Raw genomic sequence first — 20,729 nt, forward strand, 5'->3', positions numbered from 1 at the left:
TTGCTCGGCGCGGCCCTCAGGCCACGGCCACCTTTTCCACCAGCCGATCGATCACCGTGTCCGCGTTGATGCGCGCCGCATGCGCCTCGTACGAAAGGATCAGGCGGTGGCGGAACACTTCATGCACCACCGCCTGCACGTCTTCGGGGGTGACGAAGTCGCGCGCCTGCAGCCAGGCATGCGCGCGGGCCACCTTGTCCAGTCCGATCGAGCCGCGCGGGCTCACGCCGACCTGAATCCACTGCGCAAGCTCCTGGTCGACAGCCGCCGGCGTCCGCGTGGCCTGCACCAGCGCGACGATGTAGTTCTCGACCGCTTGGCTCACCTGCACCGCGTGCACTTCGGAGCGGGCCGTGAAGATGATGTCTTGCGCCAGCAATTGCCGCTGCTGCGTCGCCGATGCCCCGGCCGGCTCGCGCACTTCCTCGGCGCGGGCCAACTGCATGATCTGCGCCTCGGCGCTGGTCTCCGGATAGCCGACGTTGAGGTGCATCAGGAAACGGTCCATCTGCGCCTCGGGCAGCGGATAGGTTCCCTCCTGCTCGACCGGATTCTGCGTGGCCATGACCAGGAAGAGCGGCTCCAGCGGATGGGTGGTGCCGCCCACGGTGATCTGGCGTTCTTCCATGGCCTCGAGCAGAGCGGCCTGGACCTTGGCGGGCGAGCGGTTCACCTCGTCGGCCAGGATCAGGTTGGCGAAGAGCGGGCCCTGCTGGAATCTGAACTCGCCCTTGCCGCCCTCGCTGAAGTAGACCTCCGAGCCGGTGATGTCGGCCGGCAGCAAGTCCGGTGTGAACTGGATGCGCGACAGCTTGGCATCGAGGTTCTTGGCCAGACTCTTGATGGCCCGTGTCTTGGCCAGGCCCGGCAGGCCCTCGACCAGCAGATGGCCGTCGGCCAGCAGGCCGAGCAGCATGCGCTCGATCATGCGTTCCTGCCCGACGATCGATTCGCCCATGCGGGCCTTCAGGAGCAATACGTCATCGCGTGCCGACATGCAGTTTCTTCCTTGAGTTCGCTCATCGAGCGGAGCCACCGGTGAACCAGCGGTAGTACGGATTGTCGGGATCGACGCGCACCACCTCGCGAATGTCTTCCAGCCAGGCCTTGCGATCGCCCTGATAGGCGTTCATGCCCGAACTGTAGAAACGATAAAGCACCCGCCGTTCCCACGTCATCTTGTCGATGAATGCCTTGTCGGCGCCCTGCAGGGGCGGTTCGGTGCGCAAGTCGAGCAAGGAGGTCAGCGAAACGCCGAAATCGGCGCGGCGCACCCAGGTGGCGTATTCGATGCGCGGACGGTCGTCGGTGACCGGCTGCGCGCCAGCCGCATAGCGCTCCAGCGTCGCGCGGTCCCCCACCCAGGTGGCCATGAGCGCGGCGGCCGAATCGACACCGACCTCCGCCAATGCCTTGCTCACCTGCGGCTGCGCGAAGCGGGACTGGATGCGCTCGACATCGAGCACGATCGGCTGCATCGAGCCGACCAGCATCATCTCGTGGAACTCGGTGGACCACACGGTCGCATGAGGAAAGACGTCGATGAAGCTGCGAACCAGCGAGCGCGTGTCTTCGTCGTTCTGCGTGGGCAGGGGCAGCCACTGCGCCACCAAGCCGCCCGCCTGCAGGCGGCTTGCCGCCAGTTGGTAGAAGTCGCTCGAATAGAGATTGACCACGCCGGCAGCAGACGGCGGCGGCGGCTCCAGCGTAATCAGGTCGTAGCGCTGAGGACTGGCCAGCAGTTCGCGCCGGCCGTCGCGCACGCGGATCTGCATGCGCGCATCCTGGGTCAGGCCGTAGTTGCCCTTGAACTGCGGCGCCGCTCGCACCACGGCCGGCAGCAGTTCGGCCACGACCCGCTCCTGCAGGCCCGGCCAAGCAAGCAGCGAGCCCGCGGTGATGCCGGTTCCCATGCCGATCACCAGCGCCGACTTCGGCTCCTGGTTGTGCACGATCAAGGGCAGCAAAGCCTGCAATCGCATGTAGCGAAGCGAGGTCATGGCGTCGCCCGAATTGGAAACGCCCTGGATGTACAAACGATTGAAGCGGTTGCTGCCCTGGTTCTGCCGCACCACGGCGACCGTGCCGCCGCGGCTTTCTTCATAAAAGCGCAATTCGCCGCCGCGTGCCTGCGTCAACAACGACGCGAGCCGATCGCTCGGCACCAAGGCTGCGCCGGCAACGACCAGCCCGCACAACACCGCCACGCCCCAACGCACTGCGGGTCGCGAAGCCGGCCCCGCCAGGACGGCGACCAAACCCAGCAGCCCTGCCGCGACCGCCAGCACTCCCAGGGTGTGGACCAGGCCCAGCCAAGGCACCAGCACGAAGCCCGCGAGCAAGGTGCCCGCGATGCCGCCAACGGTGTTGAGCGCCACCACGCGGCCCAGTTCTCGCCCGGCGTGTCCGCTCCCGCTGGCCAGGCGCAGGGCCACCGGGAATGCCGCGCCCAGGAGAACGGTGGGCACGAAGACGATGCATGCCGCCGCCAATGCGAAGCGCGCGCACATGGCCAGCAGTTGCTGGCCCGTCAGGCCGAGCACCCAGCGCTCGACCACCGACTGGCTTCGCATCAGCCATTCGCCAAGCAGCGCCACCTCGATCAAGGCGACGGCTCCGGCAGCCGCGATCAGCCAGGCCAGCGTGCCCCAGGGATCGCGCAACCGATCGACGCGGCGGGCCAGACAGGCGCTGCCCACTGCCAATCCAAGCAGATAGGTCGCCAGCACAACCGCAAACGCGAAGCTCCGCGTGCTGAGGAACTGGACGATCGATTGCGACCACACCACCTCGTAGCCCAGCGCAATGCCGCCCGCCACGGCATAGAGAACCAGCGCCAGCCGCACCTTCGAAGGCGACATGGCGTCCCCGCCATCCGCAAGCGGCCTGTCGATGACGGGCGCCGTTCCAGCGTCGGGCATTGCAGCCTCGCGACGCAACAGCAGCAATGCACCGCCAGCCGCCAGCAGATTGAGCGCAGCCGCGGCGAGCGTGCTGCCGCGCAAGCCGAGCAACGGAATCAGCACAAACGCCGCCAACAGGCAACCCAAGATGGCGCCGGCCGTGTTCGCGGCGTACAGTGCGCCGCCCGTCGATCCGGTCCGCGCCAGTGCCGGCCGCATGGCCTGTATGAGGACCGGCAACGTGCCGCCCATGAGCGTTGCCGGAATGCCGACGAGGACGATGGGGATCAGCCAGGCCAGCGGCCCCGCCGCATCCTGCGCCCTGGCAAAAGGCCCTGGCGCCAGGCCCAGACCCAAGGTCGCGGCCACGGCAAGCAACGCAACGCCCACCTCGAGCCGGGCGTAGAGCGCAAGCGGCCGGGCGACGCGATCGGCGACTCCGCCGAAAGCCCAGCCACCCAAGGCCAGGCCCGCGAAGAATGCGGAGACGCCGACCGCCACGGCATGGACGTCCACCCCCACCACCAGGGCGAGTTGCTTGATCCACACCACCTGGAACACCAGGCCCGCCGTGCCGGAAGCAAGCAGCAGCAGCGCCGGACCTGCAAGACGCGGGCCGACTCGATTGGCCTGATCGTTGGCCGGCATCGTTGGCGGGGCAACTCTGGATTGCAGCGTCACACCCGCCCTTGGTTCTCAGCTTTGGGGGCCTGGAAGGTCGGTGCCAAGATCACTTGGCCGACGGAAAGACCTGCTTCCAGTCCTTCTTCATGCTCACGACAATCCACTTATTCGCCGGGGCCTGGTCGAGCGCCTTGTCCAGCTTGCCCATCGACGACTGGCGGTCGTAGGCGAATTCGCGCTGCGCATCGTCGTGATGCACGATCAGCCCGAGACGCCGTCCCGGCCCGTCGGTCGTGTACTTCAGCATGTGCATGTCGCCATCGGAATTGCCGAACGCCAGGATGGGACGCTGCCCGATGTGCAGGTTGATGCCCACCGGCTTGCCTGGGCCGTCATCCAGGAAGAACAAGCTGGGCTCGCGCATCAGTTTGCCGGTGGCCACGTCGTACTTGATGGTCTGGCTGGAGCCCACCACCTGTTCGGGAGGAATGCCGTAGACCTCTTCCGCCCACGGACGCATGGCTTCCATGGTGCCGCCCGAAACGATGAAGGTCTTGAAGCCGTTGGCGCGCAGGTACTTCAGCAGTTCGAGCTGCGGCTGGTAGACCAGTTCGGTGTAGGGGCGCTTGAGCGTCGGGTGGCGCGCAGTGGCAAACCACTGGCGGATGGCCTTGTCATAGTCATCGACCGACATGCCGCTGTTGGCCTGGAAGAGCAAGCCAAGCAGGGCCTTTTCGCCGCCAGCCATCGCCGTCTTCATGTCATCGGCCATGAGCGCCTTGTAGGTGGGGTTGTTGACCCACTCGGGCCTTGGCTTGGCCGCCTTGAGCTGGGCGATCATCAGGGCGAACTGCGTGTAGATCGGCTGCTCCACCCACAACGTGCCGTCGTTGTCGAACGTGGCAATGCGCTGCGACGGCGCAACGTAGTTCGGAGAGCCTTCCTTGGTCACGTCGCGCACGAAGTCGACGATGGCCTGCTTGGACGCTCCGTCATTCCACGACGGCAGCGGGTCCGTGCCCATGTTGCCGCCGGTCGCGCAGCCGGCCAAAGTGGCGGCGACCACGCCTGCCGCCAGCCATCCGCCGACGCGAGCCCAGAGGGATTGTCTTGAAGCGCTCATTCAACTCTCCTTTTTTGCTCGTCGTTTGCCGAGAGCGTTCTGATTTTGACCCGGGCGAGCCTAACCGATACGCAAGTTGGGTCGCAAGGAAAGCCGACCTTGCCCAAGGCCACTCATGAGTTGTGGCTGCTCGCCAACCTGCCCTCGAGCCAGACGCTGTAGCGCGACAGTCCGAAGCACACGACCCAATAGACCATGGCCAGGAAGAGATAGCCTTCCAGATAGAACGGTCGCCACACCGGATCGCCGCCCAGCGCCAGTCCCAATGCACCGGTCAACTCGAACAGGCCGACGATGGTGACCAGCGAGGTGTCCTTGAGCGTGCCGATCACGATGTTCATCAAGGCCGGCACCACGTTGCGCAATGCCTGCGGCAAAACGATGTGGCGTTGCACCTGCCAGCGCCGCATGCCAACGGCCATGGCCGCGTCGACCTGCCCATGCGGCACCGACTGCAATCCGCCGCGCACGATCTCCGCCAGGTAGGCCGCGACGAAAAAGACCAGGCCCAGCAGCACGCGGATCAGCACATCGGGCTTCCAGCCGGCCGGCCACAGAAGCGGCAGCATGAACGAGGCCATGAAGAGCACCGAGATCAGCGGCACACCGCGCACCAGTTCGATGTAGGTGCTGCACAGGGCGCGCACCGCGGGCCAGCGTGAGCGGCGCCCCAAGGCCAGTGCGATCGACATCGGAAAAGCCAGCGCCAGGCTGACCACGGCCAGCGAAATCGTCAAGGGCAGACCGCCCCACTGCGTCGTGGGCACGAGCGACAGACCGAAGACTCCACCCCGCATCAGCATCACGAACAGCGCCAGGACCAGGACCCAGGCCGCCAACAGCCAGGCGCGCCAGAAGCGCGGCAAGGCGCTGAGCATCGTCAGCGCAGACAGCAGGGTCACGGCCAGCGCCGGGCGCCATTGCTCATCGAACGGATAGCGGCCGAACAGGATGGGCCGCCACTTCTCGGCGATCACGCCCCAGCAGGCGCCCTCGGTGTTGGCGCGGCAGGCCTGTGCATCCGCGCGGAACACGGCATGCAGCACACCCCAGTCGAACGCATGCCAGAGCACCCAGCCCAGCAATGCCACCAGCATCGCGGTGGCCACGGCCCGCGTCGGCGTGCCCCACAACTCGCGCTGCCACGAAGCGGAGGCGCTGTTCATTGCCAGCCCCGCAACGCGACGCGGGCGTTGTAGCGATTCATGCCCAGCGCGATCAGCAGCGACAGCAGCAGATAGACGGCCATCACCACCGCAATGCATTCGAAGGCCCGGCCCGTGGTGCTCAAGGACGTGTTGGCGATGGACACCAGTTCGGGGTAGCCCACCGCCACCGCCAGCGACGAATTCTTGGTCAGGCTCAGCAGCTGATTGGTCAGCGCCGGCACGATCACGCGCAATGCCTGCGGCAAGACCACCAGGCGCAAGGTCTGCGCGGGCGACAGTCCCACCGCCTGCCCTGCCAGCGTCTGCCCGCGATCGACCGACTGGATGCCGGCACGCACGATCTCCGCGACGAATGCCGCCGTGTAGAGGCCAAGCCCCAAGACGATCGTCAAGTATTCGGGGCTGAGCGCGGCGCCGCCGGTCACGCCGAAATTGCCCATCTCCGGCCATTCGATGTGCCAGCCCTGCCCGGCCTCGTGCACCGGCCAGGGCATCGACAGCCCACCCTTGCTGAGCCACACGCCCGGCAACCACTCGCGCGCCTCGCTCGTATCGGGCAACAGGTGCGTCATGGCGAAATAGAGCATCAGCAGTTGCACCAGCAGCGGCACGTTGCGCAGTGCCTCCACATACGCCGTGCACAGGCCGCGCACCAGGACATGCGAGGCCAGCCGCCCGACGCCCAGCAGCGTACCGAGCACCACAGCCAGTACGGCCGCCGGCACGGATGCGCGGATCGTGTTGATGATGCCCGCGAGAAACGCACGCCAGAAGGGTTGGCTCGCATCGAAGTCCAGCCAGCCCTCGCTGATGCTGAAGCCGGCCGGCGCCAACAGGAAGTCGAACCCCGACTGCACGCCGCGAGAGCGCAGCACGCCCATCGCATGGCCGAGCAGCCAGGCCACGCCCAGCCCGATCAGGACCACCAGGGCAAGCTGGACGATGCGGCCGAGCCAGCGCCCGTTTGCGCCATCGCCGGCGGGCCGCTCGCTCATCGCACCGGCGGTGCGTACATCAGGCCGCCTTTGCTCCAGAGGTTGTTGCTGCCGCGCGGCAGTTGCAGCACCGACTTCGGGCCGACGTTGCGCTCGAACATTTCACCGTAGTTGCCCACCGCCTTGATGGCGCGCAGCGACCATTCCTTGTCCAGGCCCATCAGCTTGCCAAGATCCTCGCCGCCGCCGAGCAGCCGCTGTACCGCCGGATCCTGGCTCGACGACTTGAGCTCGTCCGCCTTGGCCTGGGTGATGCCGGCCTCTTCCGCCTCGATCAGGGCGAAGATGGTCCACTTGGTGATGGCGAACCACTCATCGTCACCACGGCGCACCAGCGGCGCCAGCGGCTCCTTGGAGATCAGCTCGGGCAGGATCATGTAGTCCTCGGGGTTCGGCGCTTCCTTGTTGCGCAGGCCCGCCAGGGCCGACGAATCGGTGGTAAACGCCTGGCAGCGGCCCGCGAAGAAGGCCTTGTAGGCTGCCTCGAAGTTCTCAAACACCAAGGTCTTGACTTCCACCTTCTGTGCACGGAACCAGTCGGCCGCGTTCTTCTCGTTGGTGGTGCCCGACTGGGTGCAGATGGTGGCGCCCTTGAGCTGCTTGGCGCTCGTCACCTTGAGCTTCTTGGGCACCAGGAAGCCCTGGCCGTCGTAGTAAGTGATGGCGGTGAAATTGAAGCCCAGCGATGCATCGCGCGTCAGCGTCCAGGTGGTGTTGCGCGCAAGGATGTCGATCTCGCCCGACTGCAGTGCCGCGAAACGCTGCTGCGAATTGAGCGGCACGAACTCGACCTTGTTGCCATCGCCCAGCACGGCCGCAGCCACGGCGCGGCAGGTGTCGACGTCCAGGCCCGACCAGCGACCTTGGGTATCGGGTGCGGAGAAGCCTGCCACGCCGTTGGTCACGCCGCACTTGAGGCTGCCGCGCTGCTTGACGGCATCGAGCGTCTTGCCGGCAAAGGCCGGTGCCGCTGTGAACGAAAGTGCAAGTGCAAGTGCGCCGAGGGCGGGACGGATGCAGTTCATGGAGGTCCTTCCGGTGTTCGAAATCAGCCGGCAGTGTAGTGGCGCCCAGCGCGGCCTGCGCGAGCGTTCGACGCGCGCCCTGCAAGCAGTGCATGGCATGCAGATGCCCCAGTAGTTCGAAGGGGGGACCTTGCGTCGCCCGCTGCTTTGAACACAATGGCGCCTTTCGCGTTCGTTCCAACAATACAGATAGAAAGCAAGGCAACTGCAATGATTCGTTCCGATGACACCGGCAAGCTCGTGCTGCGCGTCGCACTGGGTGTGCTGATCCTCCTGCATGGCATCGCCAAGATCGGCGGAGGTGTCGGCGGCATCGCCGGCATGCTGTCGAACCATGGCCTGCCCGGCGCGCTGGCTTACCTGGTCTACGTGGGCGAGGTGCTCGCACCGGTGCTGCTCATCGTCGGCATCTACACCCGCCCTGCGGCCTGGATCGTGGTGATCAACATGCTCGTGGCGATCTGGCTGGTCCACATGAAGGAACTGACCGCCCTCGGCAAGAACGGCGGCTGGGCGCTGGAACTGCAAGGCATGTTCCTGTTCGCCGCCGTCGCCGTGGCCCTGATGGGTGCCGGCCGCTTCAGCGTGGGCGGCACTGGCGGGCGCTACAACTGAAGCAAGCCGAACGGCGCGGCGGCAGGGCCGCGCCGGGCCCGCATCTCAATCGTCGTCGCCGGCATCGAGGCCGGGAAACAGCACGTCGGTAAACCCGAAGCGCGTGAAGTCGCGCACGCGCATGGGGTAGAGCTTGCCCAGCAAATGGTCGACCTCATGCTGCACCACGCGCGCATGGAAGCCGCTGGCAGTGCGGTCGATGGGATCGCCGTATGGGTCGAAGCCGGTGTAGCGGATGTTCGCAAAGCGCGGCACCACGCCGCGCAGGCCGGGCACCGACAGGCAGCCTTCCCAGCCCTCTTCCTCTTCATCGCCAAGTGGCGTGATGACCGGATTGAGCAAAACCGTGCGCGGCACGATGGGCGCACCCGGATAGCGGGGATTGGGGGCGTCAGTGCCGAAGGTCACCAGTTGCCGGTCGACGCCGATCTGCGGAGCCGCAAGGCCGGCGCCGTTGACGGCGGCCATGGTCTCGAACATGTCACGCACCAGCAGGTGCAGTTCGTCGGTGTCGAATTCGGCGACGGGCTGCGCAATGCGCAGCAGCCGGGCGTCGCCCATCTTGAGAATTTCGCGAATGGCCATGCGGCGATTATCGAGGCCCGATCGTGGCCGTGCGCCGGGAGTGTCCGTCAGTAGCGCCGGCCCCAGTAGCCGCGCCCACGGCCGTAGTAGCCACCGCCGCCGTAATAACCGCGCGGGCCGTAGTAACCCGGCCTGCCGTAGTAGTAGCCACCACCTCCGCCGTAGTAGCCGCCGACGCCGATCCCGATGCTGACAGGCGGGGCGACCACCACCGGCGCCGGCGACACCACGGCGGCGCCCGTGCCGTAGTCGTAGTAGCCGGGCACCGCCACGCAACCCGTGAGCGTGACCGCGGACGCGGCAAGCCCGCCCCGTACGGCCCATCGGCGAAGTGCTGTATTCATGCGTGCTCCTTGTCTGCGGCGGCCACATGCGGCCGCATCTCAAGGTGATTGGACTGCGCGGACGTGCATAGGTTGCAGCGCCAGCGTAAAGCGCTGCAATCGGAGGTAAAGCTGCGTAAAGACGTGGCCGGGAGGACCGGGAGTCAGCCTGCCAGCATCTCGAGCATCGCGGCTTCGTCGATGATGGTCACGCCCAGTTCGCGCGCCTTGTCGAGCTTGCTGCCGGCCTCTGCGCCGGCCACCAGGAAGTGGGTCTTCTTGCTGACCGAACCGGCCACCTTGGCGCCGGCGGCTTCCAACATGTCCTTGGCGTCGTCGCGACTCAGGCTGGGCAAGGTGCCGGTGATGACGAAGGTCTTGCCCGCCAGGGGCTTGGGCGCCCGCGCGGTCGGTTCGCCTTCTTCCCAGGTCACCCCGGCGGCGCGCAATTGCTCCACCACTTCGCGGTTGTGGACCTGCTGGAAGAAGGTGTGCACGCTGGCGGCCACCACCGGACCGACGTCCGGCACCTCGAGCAGTTGCTCCACGGTGGCGGCCTGTTCCGGCGTGGCGCCCATGATCCCGTCGAGCGAACCGAAGTGGCGCGCCAGGTCCTTGGCCGTGGTCTCGCCCACGTGGCGAATGCCCAGCGCGAAAAGAAAGCGCGGCAGCGTCGTCTTCTTGCTTTGTTCCAGCGCCGCCACCAGGTTGTTCGCGCTCTTCTCGGCCATGCGGTCGAGGGCGGCCAGCTTGGCCACGCCCAGGTTGTAGAGCGCAGGCAGGCTGTGGACGATGCCGCCGTCGACGAGCTGATCGACCAGCTTGTCGCCCAGGCCTTCGATGTCCATCGCTCGCCGGCCAGCGAAGTGCAGCATGGCCTCCTTGCGCTGTGCCGGGCAGAACAGGCCGCCAGTGCAGCGGTGATCGACGCCGCCTTTCTCGCGCTCGACTTCGCTGCCGCACTTGGGGCATGTGCGTGGCATGCGGAAGTTGGGTACGTAGCCCGCGCGCGGGCCCGGCACGCGGCCGACGATCTCCGGAATCACGTCGCCGGCCCGGCGCACGATCACGTTGTCGCCGACGCGCACATCCTTGCGCCGCAACTCGAACACGTTGTGCAGCGTCGCATTGCTCACCGTCGTGCCGCCCACGAACACCGGTTCCAGCTTGGCCACGGGCGTCAGCTTGCCGGTTCGCCCGACCTGGATGTCGATGCCGTTGAGTCGGGTGACCTGCTCCTGCGCCGGATACTTGTGCGCCACGGCCCAGCGCGGCTCGCGGGTCTTGAAGCCCAGTTGGCGCTGCAACGCCAGGCTGTTGACCTTGTAGACCACGCCGTCGATGTCGAAGGGCAGCTTGTCGCGCTCGGCCGCCACGCGGGCATGGAAATCGACCAGCGCGGATGCGCCCTCGCCCACCATGCGGATCTTCGACACCTGCAGCCCGAAATCGGCCAACGCGTCAAGGATGCCGGCATGCGTGGCTGGTTGCGTTTCCCACCCCTGCACATCGCCCAGTCCGTAGGAAAAGAAGCTCAGTTTGCGCTCGGCCACCAGCGCCGGATCGAGCTGGCGAATGGCACCGGCCGCGGTGTTGCGTGGATTGATGAAGGTCTTCTCGCCCTTCTCGCGCTGGCGTTCGTTGAGCCGCTCGAAGGCGTCGCGCCGCATGTAGACCTCGCCGCGCACCTCCAGCACCGGCGGCGCATCACCCGAAAGGCGCAAGGGGATCTGGCCGATGGTGCGAAGGTTCTGCGTGACGTCTTCGCCCGTCTCGCCGTCGCCGCGCGTGGCCCCGAGCACCAGGACGCCCGACTCGTAGCGCAGGCTGATGGCCAGGCCGTCGAACTTGAGCTCGGCCGAGTACTCGACTGGCGCATCGTCGGCCTTCAACCCCAGTTCGCGCCGAACGCGCGCATCGAAGGCCTCGGCACCGGCGGCCGTGGTGTCGGTCTCGGTGTGTATGGACAGCATCGGCACCACGTGCCTGACCGGCGTGAGGTACGGCAGTACCGCGCCGCCCACGCGCTGTGTGGGCGAATCGGGCGTGCGCAGATCCGGGTAGCGAGATTCCAGTGCCTGCAGCTGCTGGAACTGGCGGTCGTACTCCGCGTCCGGCACTTCGGGTGCATCGAGCACGTAGTACTGGTGCGCATGGTGCAAAAGCTGCGCTCGCAGCAGCCGCGCCTGCTCGGCGATCTCGGCCGGCGCCTTGTCGTTTTTTTCGGTCATCAGGTCAACCGAAGAGTCGCCGCGCGAGGGCAGAGCCGGCCGCGAGGTCGCGGGCATCGAGCGTGTCGTAGAGCTGTTCGAGGTCGGCGCCGATGATGTCCATCGTGTCTTCGCGCAGGGGCTGGCCGTCGCCATCGGTGACCATGCCGTCCATCTCGCGTGCCAGCGTGGCGGCGATCTCGCGCATGCGCCCGAACGGTTGCTCGCTGCGCGCCACATGGGGCACATCGAGGCTGAGCACCAGTTCGCGGATGGCCGATTGCGTCGGGTCGTCGGCCAGCGCGGCCTGAGTGTCGAAGGCCAGGCCCAGCACCGGCGGCAAGCCGGGCTCGGCCGCCGGAAGCACCATGCGGCCGGGCAAGAGGCCCGCGACGAACCCCTGCCGCGCGCCCACCTGTTGCACATAGCCAGGGCTCCATGCCGCATGCCGCGCGCGCAGCACGAAGCTCAGCTGCGCGTCATGCGTGCTGGCGAACTGGTCGAGCTCGCGCGCGCGGCCGACCTCGTCGAGCATTTCGGGAAAGTCGGGTGCGCCGCCCACGGCGTCCGCAAAGCCCGATGCCTTGACCACGAACTCCGAATACTCGATCTCGTTGAGCGCGCCGGTGCGGTTGGCCAATTGCACACCGGCCTGGAACGCACGATAGCGCTGGCCGGCCGCTGGCGACTCCCAGTCCCCGGTCTTCTCGTTCAGGCCTTCGATCGCCACGGGCTTGCTGCCCGCGCGCCGCGTGGCCGGCATGGCCGCCAGCGCAGCATCGCCGCTGACGATGCCGTCCAGTGCGATCGGCGCGATGACGTCGATCAGCGGATCGAGCGCGCCGCGCCGTTCCGAGCCGCCGCTGGCGGGCGCAGCGCGTGGCGGCAATTCGGCGTCGAACTGCGGCTCGTTGCGGTCCGTGGCGTGCGCGTGTCCATCCAATCCGGGCTCGATGCGCAGGCCAGCCGACCCATCGTCGGCTGCGCCGCGCACCAGCGCCCCGCCCTGCTGGCTGTCTTCGCCCAGGTCAGGCTGGCGAGGCGCGTTGCGACGCGAACTCCAGGTGTTGTATGCGATGACCGCGGCCAGCACGAGCCCGCCAAGAATGGCCAGGGCAACGGTAAGACTGCTCATGTTGCTTGGGATGCTTTTCTTTTCTTGTGAATCAGGCGGCTTCGACCATCGAAGCCGCCGCCTCCATGTCGACGGCCACGATGCGCGAGACGCCTTGTTCCTGCATGGTCACGCCGATCAACTGCTCGGCCATCTCCATGGCGATCTTGTTGTGGCTGATGAAAAGAAACTGGGTCTCGCGGCTCATGGCGGTCACGAGTTTGGCATAGCGCTCGGTGTTCGCATCATCCAGCGGCGCATCGACCTCGTCGAGCAGGCAGAACGGCGCCGGATTGAGCTGGAAGATGGCGAAGACCAGCGCGATGGCGGTGAGCGCCTTCTCGCCGCCCGACAGCAGATGGATGGTCTGGTTCTTCTTGCCAGGCGGCTGCGCCATTACCTGCACGCCGGAGTCGAGGATCTCGTCGCCGGTCATCATGAGCTTGGCGTTTCCGCCGCCGAACAGCTCGGGGAACATGCGGCTGAAGTGCTCGTTGACGGTCTTGAAGGTGCCGGCCAGCAGTTCGCGCGTCTCGCCGTCGATCTTGCGGATGGCATCTTCCAGCGTGGTGATGGCTTCGTTCAGATCGGCCGACTGCGCATCGAGGAAGGTCTTGCGCTCACGTGCACTCGACAGCTCGTCCAGCGCGGCCAGGTTGACCGCGCCCAGCCCCGCTACCTCGCGGTGCAGCCGGTCGATCTCGGATTGCAGGCCCTGAAGCCGCGTCTTGTCTTCCTCGATGGAGGCGGCCACGGCGTCCAGGTCGGCCTGGGCGTCGGCCAGAAACTGGTCGTATTGCTCCAGCCCGAGCCGTGCCGCCTGCTCCTTGAGCTGGAACTCGGTGAGCCGCTGGCGCATCGGGTCGAGCTCGCGCTCGATCTTCAGCCGCCGCTCGTCACTGGCGCGCAGCTTCATGGTCAGGTCGTCGTACTGACTGCGCACGGCGCCCAGCGAGGCTTCGCGTTCCATCTTGAGCGACAGCGCATCCTGCAGACCCGCCTGCGCCGCGGCATCCGACAGGCGTTCGAGTTCGGCGCGTGCGCGCTCGTTCTCGTCGGCCAGCGCAGCGGCCTGCTGCTCGGCGGTCTGGATCGAGCGCTGCAACTCGGCACGTCGTGCTTCCAGGCTGCGCTGAGCGAACGTGGCCTCCTGCGCCTGGCGCTCCAGGCTTCGATGCTGCTCGCGGCTGGCGGTCAGCTGTCGCTGGGCTTCAATGACGCGCTCGTCGAGCTGGGCATGGCGCTCCTGGCTGTCGGCCAGCTGCAGGTCGAGTTCCTCGAAGCGTGCCTCGGCGGCAATGCGGCGCTCCTGCAGATCTTCGAGCTGCGACTCGACCTCGCCCAGGTCGGATGAAAGCTGCTCGTTGCGGGCGCGCGTCTGTTCGGCCAACTGCGTCAGGCGCAGCGTCTCGACCTGCAGTTCATGCGCCCGCGACTGGGTCTCGGCCGCTTCGCGCCGCACGCTCACCAGGCGTTGGGCAGCGTCCTGGTAGGCGGCCTCGGCACGCATCAGCGCGCTTCGCGCCTCGTCGTGGATGAGCGCCTGCGCGCGCAACTGGCGCTCGAGGTTCTCCATTTCCTGCTGGCGCGCCAGCAAGCCGGCCTGCTCGGAGTCCTGCGCGTAGAAGCTCACGCCATGGGAAGAGACGGCGTGCCCGCTCCTGACGTAGATGACGCCGCCCGGCGGCAACTGCCCGCGCTGCGCCAGTGCCTGCTCGAAGCTGTCGGCAGTGAAGCAGTCGTGCAGCCAGTCGGTGAGCAGGGCCTGCAAGCCGGCATCGTTCAGGCGCAGCAGGTCGGACAGCCGGGGCAGCGTCGCGCTGCCCTGCGGCGCCGGGGCGCTGGGTGGACTGTAGAAGGCCAGCTTGGCCGGCGGCGCATCCTTGCCTTCGGCGCCGAGGAAGCCGCGCACCATGTCCAGCCGACTGATTTCCAGCGCGCCCATCCGCTCGCGCAATGCGGCCTCGAGCGCGCTTTCCCAACCCTGCTCGATGTGGATGCGGCTCCACAGGCCCTGCATGCTTTCAAGCCCGTGCTTGGCCAGCCACGGCGTGAGCTTGCCGTCGGTCTTCACCTTTTCCTGCAGCGCGCGCAGCGCTTCCAGCCGCGCGGCCAGCTCCGCCTGGCGGGCGCCTTCGGTGTTCACCTCGTTCTGGCGGGCTCGGCGATCTTCGTCCAGCTGCGGAACCGATTCCTGAAGGTCGTGCAGGCGGGCATCCGCTTCGCTGGCCTGTTCTTGCGCCTCGGTCAGCTGCTCCTGCATCTGCGCGAGTTTTTCTTCATCGGGCGCTGCCAGCGCGCGTTGATCCGTCTGCAGCTTTTCGGCGCGGGCTTGCAGCTGGCGCGTCTGCTCATCGATGTTGCGCTGGTCGGCAGCCAGCACCTGAATCTGTTGCTGCACCTGAGAGACGGCGCTGCGCTGCGAATTGGCTTCGTCCTGCGCACGCTGCAGGGCTTCTTCCAGCTCGGGCATGCGCGCGTCGTGATCCTCGAGCTGTGCGGCCAGCAGGACAGCCTGCTCCTCGGCATCCACCCCCTGCCCGGCCAGCGTCTCGATCTCGGCCTGCGCCTCTTCCTGTCGGGTGCCCCACTGGGCGACCTGTTCGCGCAGTTGCACCAGGCGCTGCTCCACGCGCTGGCGGCTTTCGACCACGTAGCGGATCTCGCCTTCGAGCCGACCGACCTCGGCCGTCGCCTCGTACAACTTGCCCTGCGCTTGGTTGACCTGGTCTCCGGCCGCGTAGTGCGCCTGGCGCACGGTTTCGAGTTCGGCCTCCACATGGCGAAGCTCGGCCATGCGCTCTTCGAGCTCGTTGACCGCCTTGGACGAATCGTTCTTGATGCGCTGCTGGTCGGCCTCGGCCTCCGCCCGCTTGAGGAACCACAGCTGATGCTGCTTGCGCGTGGCATCGGCCTGCAGCTTGTTGTAGCGCGCGGCCACCTCGGCCTGCTTCTCGAGCTTTTCCAGGTTGGCGTTCAGCTCGCGAAGGATGTCTTCGACCCGCGTGAGGTTCTCGCGGGTGTCGGACAGGCGGTTCTCGGTCTCGCGCCGACGCTCCTTGTACTTGGAGACGCCCGCAGCCTCTTCCAGGAAAAGGCGCAGTTCCTCGGGCTTGGACTCGATGATCCGGCTGATGGTGCCCTGGCCGATGATGGCGTAGGCGCGAGGCCCCAGGCCGGTTCCCAGGAACACGTCCTGCACGTCGCGACGGCGAACCGGCTGGTTGTTGATGTAGTAGCTGCTGTTGCCGTCGCGCGTGAGCACGCGCTTGACCGCAATCTCCGCGAACTGGCTCCATTGGCCGCCGGCACGGTGGTCGGCGTTGTCGAACACCAGTTCCACGCTGGAGCGACTGGCCTGCTTGCGCGTCGTGGTGCCGTTGAAGATCACGTCCTGCATGGACTCGCCGCGCAGCTCCGACGCCCGCGATTCACCGAGCACCCAACGCACCGCATCCATGATGTTGGACTTGCCGCAGCCGTTGGGGCCGACCACGCCGACGAGCTGGCCGGGCAGCAGGAAATTGGTCGGTTCCGCGAAGGACTTGAAGCCCGAGAGCTTGATGGAGGTGAGGCGCACGCGTCTTGCCTTGCCGGGCCGGCTCCGCCACTACAGCAGAAATCCGATCCAAGCTGTTGATTTGTATGGAAATTTAACGCAGCGACGAATCTGCGTACTGAAGCAACGATGATACCCGTGCGAAGACAGAAGTTGACGGTCTGGCAATCCCCGATGGCCATCGCCGCGCGGGGCTGCCCGGCACGCAAATCGCATGCGTCCTGGCGATCGACCGGACGGACGGCATCCACCGACCCCTAGAATGTCCGGCGATTCGACGGTCCAACCAAGCGAAGGCATAGCCAACACATGAGTTCTCTCAACTTCATCGGCGGCGAGAAAGGCGGCGTGGGCAAATCGGTCACGGCACGCCTGCTGGCTCAATACTTCATCGATCGAAGCAAGCCCTTCATCGGCTTCGATACCGACAGATCGCACAGTTCGTTCACCCGCTTCTACGAGGGCTTCGCGTCGCCGGTGGTCGTGGACACCTTCGAGGGGATGGACGTCGTCGTCAACGGCTTCGAAACCAATCCGCAGCAAAACGTCATCGTCGACCTTGCCGCCCAGACGCTCGCCCCGCTGGCGCGCTGGATCAACGAGTCAGACCTCTTCTCCGTGTTCGCCGACATGGGCGTGAAGGTCAATTTCTGGCACGTGATGGACGACGGCAAGGATTCGACCGATCTGCTCGGAACCCTGGTCGACACCTTCGGCGACAAGCCCAACTACATCGTGGTCCAGAACTACGGACGCGGCAGCGATTTCGGCATGCTGCTGGGTTCGCAGTCGATGGCCAAGGCTGCCCTGAAACGCGCTCACGTCATTGCGCTGCCCCGCCTGTACGAGGCGAGCATGCGCAAGATCGACGCGCACAACAGCAGTTTCTGGAAAGCGGTGAACGACCGCGAAGGGCCCAATGCCCTGGGCCTGCTGGAGCGCCAGCGCGTCAAGAGCTGGCTGGCGACTTCCTACGCAGCGTTCGACACGCTGCCGCTGTAAGCAAGGCTCAGGCTGACGCCAGACCGCCGGAACGCGGGCGGCGCAGCAGCAGCGCCAGCGTCAGCAGGCCGAACACCGCGAAGGCGATGAAAGACCAGTTGGCGATCGACAGACCCAGGAAGGTCCAGTCGACTTTGGAGCAATCGCCGCTGCCGCGGAAGATCATGGGCAATGCGCGCTGAAGCGGAAACTGCTCGATCATCCCGTAGATGTCGCGCCCGCAGCTCACGTATTCGGGCGGATACCACTGCAGCCAAGTCTGGCGTGCGGCCGTGAAGGCACCACCGATGCTCGCCACCAGGCCCAGCACCGCCCACAGGCTCCTGAGCCCACGCCCACTGCTCATGGCGGCCAACGCCGAGAAAACGGCCACCGCCATCAGCGCATAGCGCTGCACCACGCACATGGGACAGGGCTCCAGGCCCACCACATGCTGCAGGTACAGCCCGAATGCCAGCATGCCGATGCAGGCCAGGCAGATCAGCGCGAATGCGCGGCGCGGCGCGCCGAAAAAAAAGTTCAAAACATTGCTCAAGGAGAAACCCAGTCTTCTTCAACGAACACCCGGGCCTTGCGCGGCGTGGCAAGCACCTTGTCACCCTCCGCCAGGCCGAGGTCGCGGAACTGCTGCGCAGGAATCTGCGCTTCGATAATCGTTCCGCTGCCCGGATTGTCTGGATTCGCGTCGACGGGCTCAAGTTCCAGGCGCGCGATCGGACCGACAACAATTGCACGATCCAGCGTGGCCGCAATGCCGGTACCGCCAGCCACCCAGGGGCGAATCTCGAGGTCGTGCGGACGGACATAGGCCAAAGCCTGAGCGTTGCGCACGTTGCCGTGTTCGGGCGACTCCAGGCGAATGCCCTGCACTTCGACGGCACCGTCGTCGGCCCGGCCATGGAACAGGTTGACGTCGCCCAGGAACCCGTAGACGAACGGGCTGGCCGGCTGGTCCCAGACCTGCTGGGGCGAGCCGACCTGCTCGATCCGGCCCTTGTTCATCAGCACGACGCGGTCGGCGACCTCGAGCGCCTCTTCCTGGTCGTGCGTCACGAAGATGGAGGTCACGTGCAGTTCGTCATGAAGCCGGCGCAGCCAGCGACGCAGTTCCTTGCGCACCTTGGCGTCGAGCGCACCGAAGGGCTCGTCGAGCAACAGCACCTTGGGCTCCACGGCCAGGGCGCGTGCCAGTGCGATCCGCTGGCGCTGGCCGCCCGAGAGCTGCGACGGATAGCGGTCCGCCAGCCAATCGAGTTGCACCAGGCTGAGCAGTTCGTGCACCTTGGCCTTGATCTGCGCCTCGCTCGGCCGCGTGCGGCGTGGCCGGACGCGCAGGCCGAAGGCTACGTTCTCGAACACCGTCATGTGGCGGAACAGCGCGTAGTGCTGGAACACGAAGCCCACCTGCCGTTCGCGAACGTGCACATCGGTGGTGTCCTCGCCGGCGAAAAGGATGCTGCCAGCGTCGGCCGCTTCGAGGCCGGCGATGATGCGCAGCAGCGTGGTCTTGCCGCAGCCCGAAGGGCCGAGCAGCGCGACCAATTCGCCAGAGGCGATGTCCAGGCTGACGTCGCCCAAGGCCTGGAAGTCGCCGAAGCGCTTGCTGACGTTGCGGATTTCGATGCTCATAGTGCTTGTCTTTCGGATGCGCTTTGCGCGGCGGGCTTCGCCACGGGCGTTGCCGGCGTGGGGCGCTCGGGCGGCAGCGCGGCCAGGGCTTTCATCTCGCGCTCGTGGCGCCATTCGATCGCGGTCTTGATCACCAGCGTGACCAGGGCCAGCAGCGCCAGCAGCGATGCCACCGCAAAGGCGCCGACGGACTGGTATTCGTTGTAGAGCACTTCCACGTGCAGCGGCATGGTGTTGGTCTGGCCGCGGATGTGGCCCGACACGACCGACACCGCACCGAACTCGCCCATGGCGCGTGCGTTGCAGAGGATCACGCCATAGAGCAGGCCCCACTTGATGTTGGGCAGCGTGACTCGCCAGAAGGTCTGCCATCCGGTGGCACCCAGCACGATGGCGGCCTGTTCCTCGTCGCTGCCTTGCGCCTGCATCAGCGGGATCAGTTCGCGGGCGATGAAAGGGAACGTGACGAACACGGTCGCCAGCACGATGCCGGGCACGGCAAAGATGATCTTGATGTTGTGTTCGGCCAGCCAGGGGCCGAACCAGCCTTGCGCGCCCAGCACCAGCACGTAGACCAGACCGGCCACGACCGGCGACACCGCGAACGGCAGATCCACCAGCGTCGTCAGGAAGGCCTTGCCTCGGAACTCGAACTTGGCGATCGCCCAGGCTGCGGCCACGCCGAAAACCAGGTTGAGCGGCACCGAGATGGCGGCGGTGATCAGCGTCAGCCAGATCGCCGCCCAGGCATCGGGCTCACGCAGCGCCTCGATGTAGGCGTCCAGGCCCTTGCGCAATGCCTCGGTCGCCACGGCTGCGAGCGGCAAGACGAGGAAGAGCGTCATGAAGGCCAGCGCCAGGCCGATCAGCAGCCAGCGGACCAGGGGCGATTCGGTCGTGCCGGCCTTGGCGCGGCGGTTCGCGGCCCGCAACGTGGTACCACCACTCATGACGCACCTCCGGCGCGGCGGCGTTGCCAGCCCTGCAGCGCGTTGATGACCAGCAGCATCACGAACGAGAACAGCAGCATCACCACCGCGACGGCGGTGGCGCCGGCGTAGTCGTACTGCTCCAGCTTGCCGATGATGATGAGCGGCGTGATTTCGGAAACCATGGGCATGTTGCCGGCGATGAAGATCACCGAGCCGTATTCACCGATGGCGCGGGCAAAGGCCATCGCGAAACCAGTGATGAGGGCCGGCAGGATCGAAGGCAGGATCACCCGCCAGAAGGTTTGCCAGCGCGTGGCGCCGAGCGACGTGGCGGCTTCTTCGAGCTCCTTCTCGCTGTCTTCCAGCACCGGTTGCACCGTTCGCACCACGAATGGCAGCCCGATGAAGATCAGCGCGATCACCACGCCGGCCGGCGTGAAGGCGAGCTTGATGCCATGGGGCTCCAGGTACTGGCCGATCCAGCCGTTGCCGGCCAGGAGCGCAGTGAGCGAAATACCGGCCACGGCCGTCGGCAACGCGAATGGCAGATCGACCAGCGCATCGACGATTCGCTTGCCCGGAAATTCGTAGCGCACCAGAACCCAGGCGACCAGCAGGCCCGCGAACAGGTTGACCAGCGCCGCCAGGAAGGAAGCGCCAAAGGTCAGCCGGTACGAGGCCAACACACGAGGCGCGCTAACCGCCGTCCAGAACTGTTCCCAGGTGAGGGAAAAGCTCTTGAGCAGCAAGGCCGACAAAGGCAGCAGGACGATCAGGCCCAGCCAGAAAAGCGTGTAGCCCAGCGTCAGGCCGAAGCCCGGCAACACGCGCCTGGCGCGACCTGCGCGAGGAGACCCCGAACGTGAAACCGGCGCTGCCGGGGAAGCTGGCAGCGCCGGGGAATTGGAACTCGGCATGACC

The 20,729-nt window shown here is 66.5% G+C and carries 17 protein-coding genes; 2 read left to right on the forward strand and 15 right to left on the reverse strand.

What is annotated here, in order from left to right; translation table 11 throughout:
- Window positions 1–16: 16 nt before the first annotated feature.
- The 6 genes from QTH91_RS22110 to QTH91_RS22135 all read right to left on the reverse strand — a co-directional run bounded on the left by QTH91_RS22110 (window position 17) and on the right by QTH91_RS22135 (window position 7,839).
- The gene (locus tag QTH91_RS22110) at window positions 17–997 is read right to left on the reverse strand and encodes an AAA family ATPase (protein WP_286662320.1); all 981 of its coding nucleotides are present in this window, start codon (window positions 995–997) and stop codon (window positions 17–19) included.
- A gap of 22 nt (window positions 998–1,019) precedes the next feature.
- Window positions 1,020–3,551 (reverse strand): fused MFS/spermidine synthase, encoded by a 2,532-nt coding sequence (locus QTH91_RS22115; RefSeq protein WP_286662321.1) that lies wholly within the window; start codon window positions 3,549–3,551, stop codon window positions 1,020–1,022.
- 82 nt (window positions 3,552–3,633) lie between these two features.
- On the reverse strand, window positions 3,634–4,650 hold the full coding sequence (locus QTH91_RS22120; RefSeq protein WP_286662322.1) for an HAD family hydrolase: 1,017 nt from the start codon (window positions 4,648–4,650) through the stop codon (window positions 3,634–3,636).
- Window positions 4,651–4,763: 113 nt separating this feature from the next.
- Window positions 4,764–5,816, reverse strand: coding sequence for an amino acid ABC transporter permease (locus QTH91_RS22125; RefSeq protein WP_286662323.1), 1,053 nt, complete (start codon window positions 5,814–5,816; stop codon window positions 4,764–4,766).
- Entirely contained in the window at window positions 5,813–6,814 is a 1,002-nt protein-coding gene (locus QTH91_RS22130; protein ID WP_286662324.1) for an amino acid ABC transporter permease, read from the reverse strand. Before QTH91_RS22130 ends, QTH91_RS22125 begins: the two co-directional genes overlap by 4 nt.
- The gene (locus tag QTH91_RS22135) at window positions 6,811–7,839 is read right to left on the reverse strand and encodes an amino acid ABC transporter substrate-binding protein (protein WP_286662325.1); all 1,029 of its coding nucleotides are present in this window, start codon (window positions 7,837–7,839) and stop codon (window positions 6,811–6,813) included. The genes QTH91_RS22130 and QTH91_RS22135 overlap by 4 nt, the downstream gene beginning before the upstream one ends.
- Before the next feature lie 210 nt (window positions 7,840–8,049).
- Between QTH91_RS22135 and QTH91_RS22140 the strand changes: the two genes are divergently transcribed.
- Window positions 8,050–8,454: a DoxX family protein gene (locus tag QTH91_RS22140; protein ID WP_286662326.1), complete on the forward strand. Its 405-nt coding sequence runs from the start codon at window positions 8,050–8,052 to the stop codon at window positions 8,452–8,454.
- 45 nt (window positions 8,455–8,499) lie between these two features.
- On the opposite strand, the gene def is transcribed toward QTH91_RS22140, so the two are convergent.
- From def to smc, 5 genes are all read right to left on the reverse strand, one after another.
- Entirely contained in the window at window positions 8,500–9,039 is a 540-nt protein-coding gene (gene def, locus QTH91_RS22145) for a peptide deformylase (RefSeq protein WP_286662327.1), read from the reverse strand.
- A gap of 47 nt (window positions 9,040–9,086) precedes the next feature.
- Complete coding sequence (locus QTH91_RS22150) at window positions 9,087–9,383, reverse strand: hypothetical protein (RefSeq protein ID WP_286662328.1); 297 nt, start codon at window positions 9,381–9,383, stop codon at window positions 9,087–9,089.
- A gap of 143 nt (window positions 9,384–9,526) precedes the next feature.
- Complete coding sequence (gene ligA, locus QTH91_RS22155; RefSeq protein WP_286662329.1) at window positions 9,527–11,593, reverse strand: NAD-dependent DNA ligase LigA; 2,067 nt, start codon at window positions 11,591–11,593, stop codon at window positions 9,527–9,529.
- 4 nt (window positions 11,594–11,597) lie between these two features.
- Window positions 11,598–12,707 (reverse strand): cell division protein ZipA C-terminal FtsZ-binding domain-containing protein, encoded by a 1,110-nt coding sequence (locus QTH91_RS22160; RefSeq protein ID WP_286662330.1) that lies wholly within the window; start codon window positions 12,705–12,707, stop codon window positions 11,598–11,600.
- Window positions 12,708–12,738: 31 nt separating this feature from the next.
- Window positions 12,739–16,266: a chromosome segregation protein SMC gene (gene smc / locus QTH91_RS22165; RefSeq protein ID WP_286662331.1), complete on the reverse strand. Its 3,528-nt coding sequence runs from the start codon at window positions 16,264–16,266 to the stop codon at window positions 12,739–12,741.
- A 288-nt stretch (window positions 16,267–16,554) separates the two neighbouring features.
- On the opposite strand from smc, the gene QTH91_RS22170 reads away from it, so the two are divergent.
- Window positions 16,555–17,247, forward strand: a complete 693-nt coding sequence (locus QTH91_RS22170) for a P-loop NTPase family protein (protein ID WP_286662332.1) — start codon at window positions 16,555–16,557, stop codon at window positions 17,245–17,247.
- Between the two features lie 7 nt (window positions 17,248–17,254).
- Here the strand turns inward: QTH91_RS22170 and QTH91_RS22175 are convergent, their stop codons facing one another.
- The 4 genes from QTH91_RS22175 to cysT are packed head-to-tail and all read right to left on the reverse strand — an operon-like array spanning window position 17,255 to window position 20,725.
- Window positions 17,255–17,794 (reverse strand): disulfide bond formation protein B, encoded by a 540-nt coding sequence (locus QTH91_RS22175; protein ID WP_390368922.1) that lies wholly within the window; start codon window positions 17,792–17,794, stop codon window positions 17,255–17,257.
- Window positions 17,779–18,876, reverse strand: a complete 1,098-nt coding sequence (locus QTH91_RS22180) for a sulfate/molybdate ABC transporter ATP-binding protein (protein ID WP_286662334.1) — start codon at window positions 18,874–18,876, stop codon at window positions 17,779–17,781. The genes QTH91_RS22175 and QTH91_RS22180 overlap by 16 nt, the downstream gene beginning before the upstream one ends.
- Window positions 18,873–19,826: a sulfate ABC transporter permease subunit CysW gene (gene cysW, locus QTH91_RS22185; protein ID WP_286662335.1), complete on the reverse strand. Its 954-nt coding sequence runs from the start codon at window positions 19,824–19,826 to the stop codon at window positions 18,873–18,875. The genes QTH91_RS22180 and cysW overlap by 4 nt, the downstream gene beginning before the upstream one ends.
- Window positions 19,823–20,725: a sulfate ABC transporter permease subunit CysT gene (gene cysT / locus QTH91_RS22190; protein ID WP_286662336.1), complete on the reverse strand. Its 903-nt coding sequence runs from the start codon at window positions 20,723–20,725 to the stop codon at window positions 19,823–19,825. Before cysT ends, cysW begins: the two co-directional genes overlap by 4 nt.
- Window positions 20,726–20,729 lie beyond the last annotated feature (4 nt).

The organism is Variovorax dokdonensis (assembly GCF_030316895.1).
Lineage (GTDB): Bacteria > Pseudomonadota > Gammaproteobacteria > Burkholderiales > Burkholderiaceae_C > Variovorax > Variovorax dokdonensis.

Coding starts and splice junctions, on each gene's coding strand:
- QTH91_RS22110 (WP_286662320.1), bottom strand. CDS start 997: ATGTCGGCACGCGATGACGTATTGCTCCTGAAGGCCCGCATGGGCGAA.
- QTH91_RS22115 (WP_286662321.1), bottom strand. CDS start 3,551: ATGCCGGCCAACGATCAGGCCAATCGAGTCGGCCCGCGTCTTGCAGGT.
- QTH91_RS22120 (WP_286662322.1), bottom strand. CDS start 4,650: ATGAGCGCTTCAAGACAATCCCTCTGGGCTCGCGTCGGCGGATGGCTG.
- QTH91_RS22125 (WP_286662323.1), bottom strand. CDS start 5,816: ATGAACAGCGCCTCCGCTTCGTGGCAGCGCGAGTTGTGGGGCACGCCG.
- QTH91_RS22130 (WP_286662324.1), bottom strand. CDS start 6,814: ATGAGCGAGCGGCCCGCCGGCGATGGCGCAAACGGGCGCTGGCTCGGC.
- QTH91_RS22135 (WP_286662325.1), bottom strand. CDS start 7,839: ATGAACTGCATCCGTCCCGCCCTCGGCGCACTTGCACTTGCACTTTCG.
- QTH91_RS22140 (WP_286662326.1), top strand. CDS start 8,050: ATGATTCGTTCCGATGACACCGGCAAGCTCGTGCTGCGCGTCGCACTG.
- def (WP_286662327.1), bottom strand. CDS start 9,039: ATGGCCATTCGCGAAATTCTCAAGATGGGCGACGCCCGGCTGCTGCGC.
- QTH91_RS22150 (WP_286662328.1), bottom strand. CDS start 9,383: ATGAATACAGCACTTCGCCGATGGGCCGTACGGGGCGGGCTTGCCGCG.
- ligA (WP_286662329.1), bottom strand. CDS start 11,593: ATGACCGAAAAAAACGACAAGGCGCCGGCCGAGATCGCCGAGCAGGCG.
- QTH91_RS22160 (WP_286662330.1), bottom strand. CDS start 12,707: ATGAGCAGTCTTACCGTTGCCCTGGCCATTCTTGGCGGGCTCGTGCTG.
- QTH91_RS22170 (WP_286662332.1), top strand. CDS start 16,555: ATGAGTTCTCTCAACTTCATCGGCGGCGAGAAAGGCGGCGTGGGCAAA.
- QTH91_RS22180 (WP_286662334.1), bottom strand. CDS start 18,876: ATGAGCATCGAAATCCGCAACGTCAGCAAGCGCTTCGGCGACTTCCAG.
- cysW (WP_286662335.1), bottom strand. CDS start 19,826: ATGAGTGGTGGTACCACGTTGCGGGCCGCGAACCGCCGCGCCAAGGCC.
- cysT (WP_286662336.1), bottom strand. CDS start 20,725: ATGCCGAGTTCCAATTCCCCGGCGCTGCCAGCTTCCCCGGCAGCGCCG.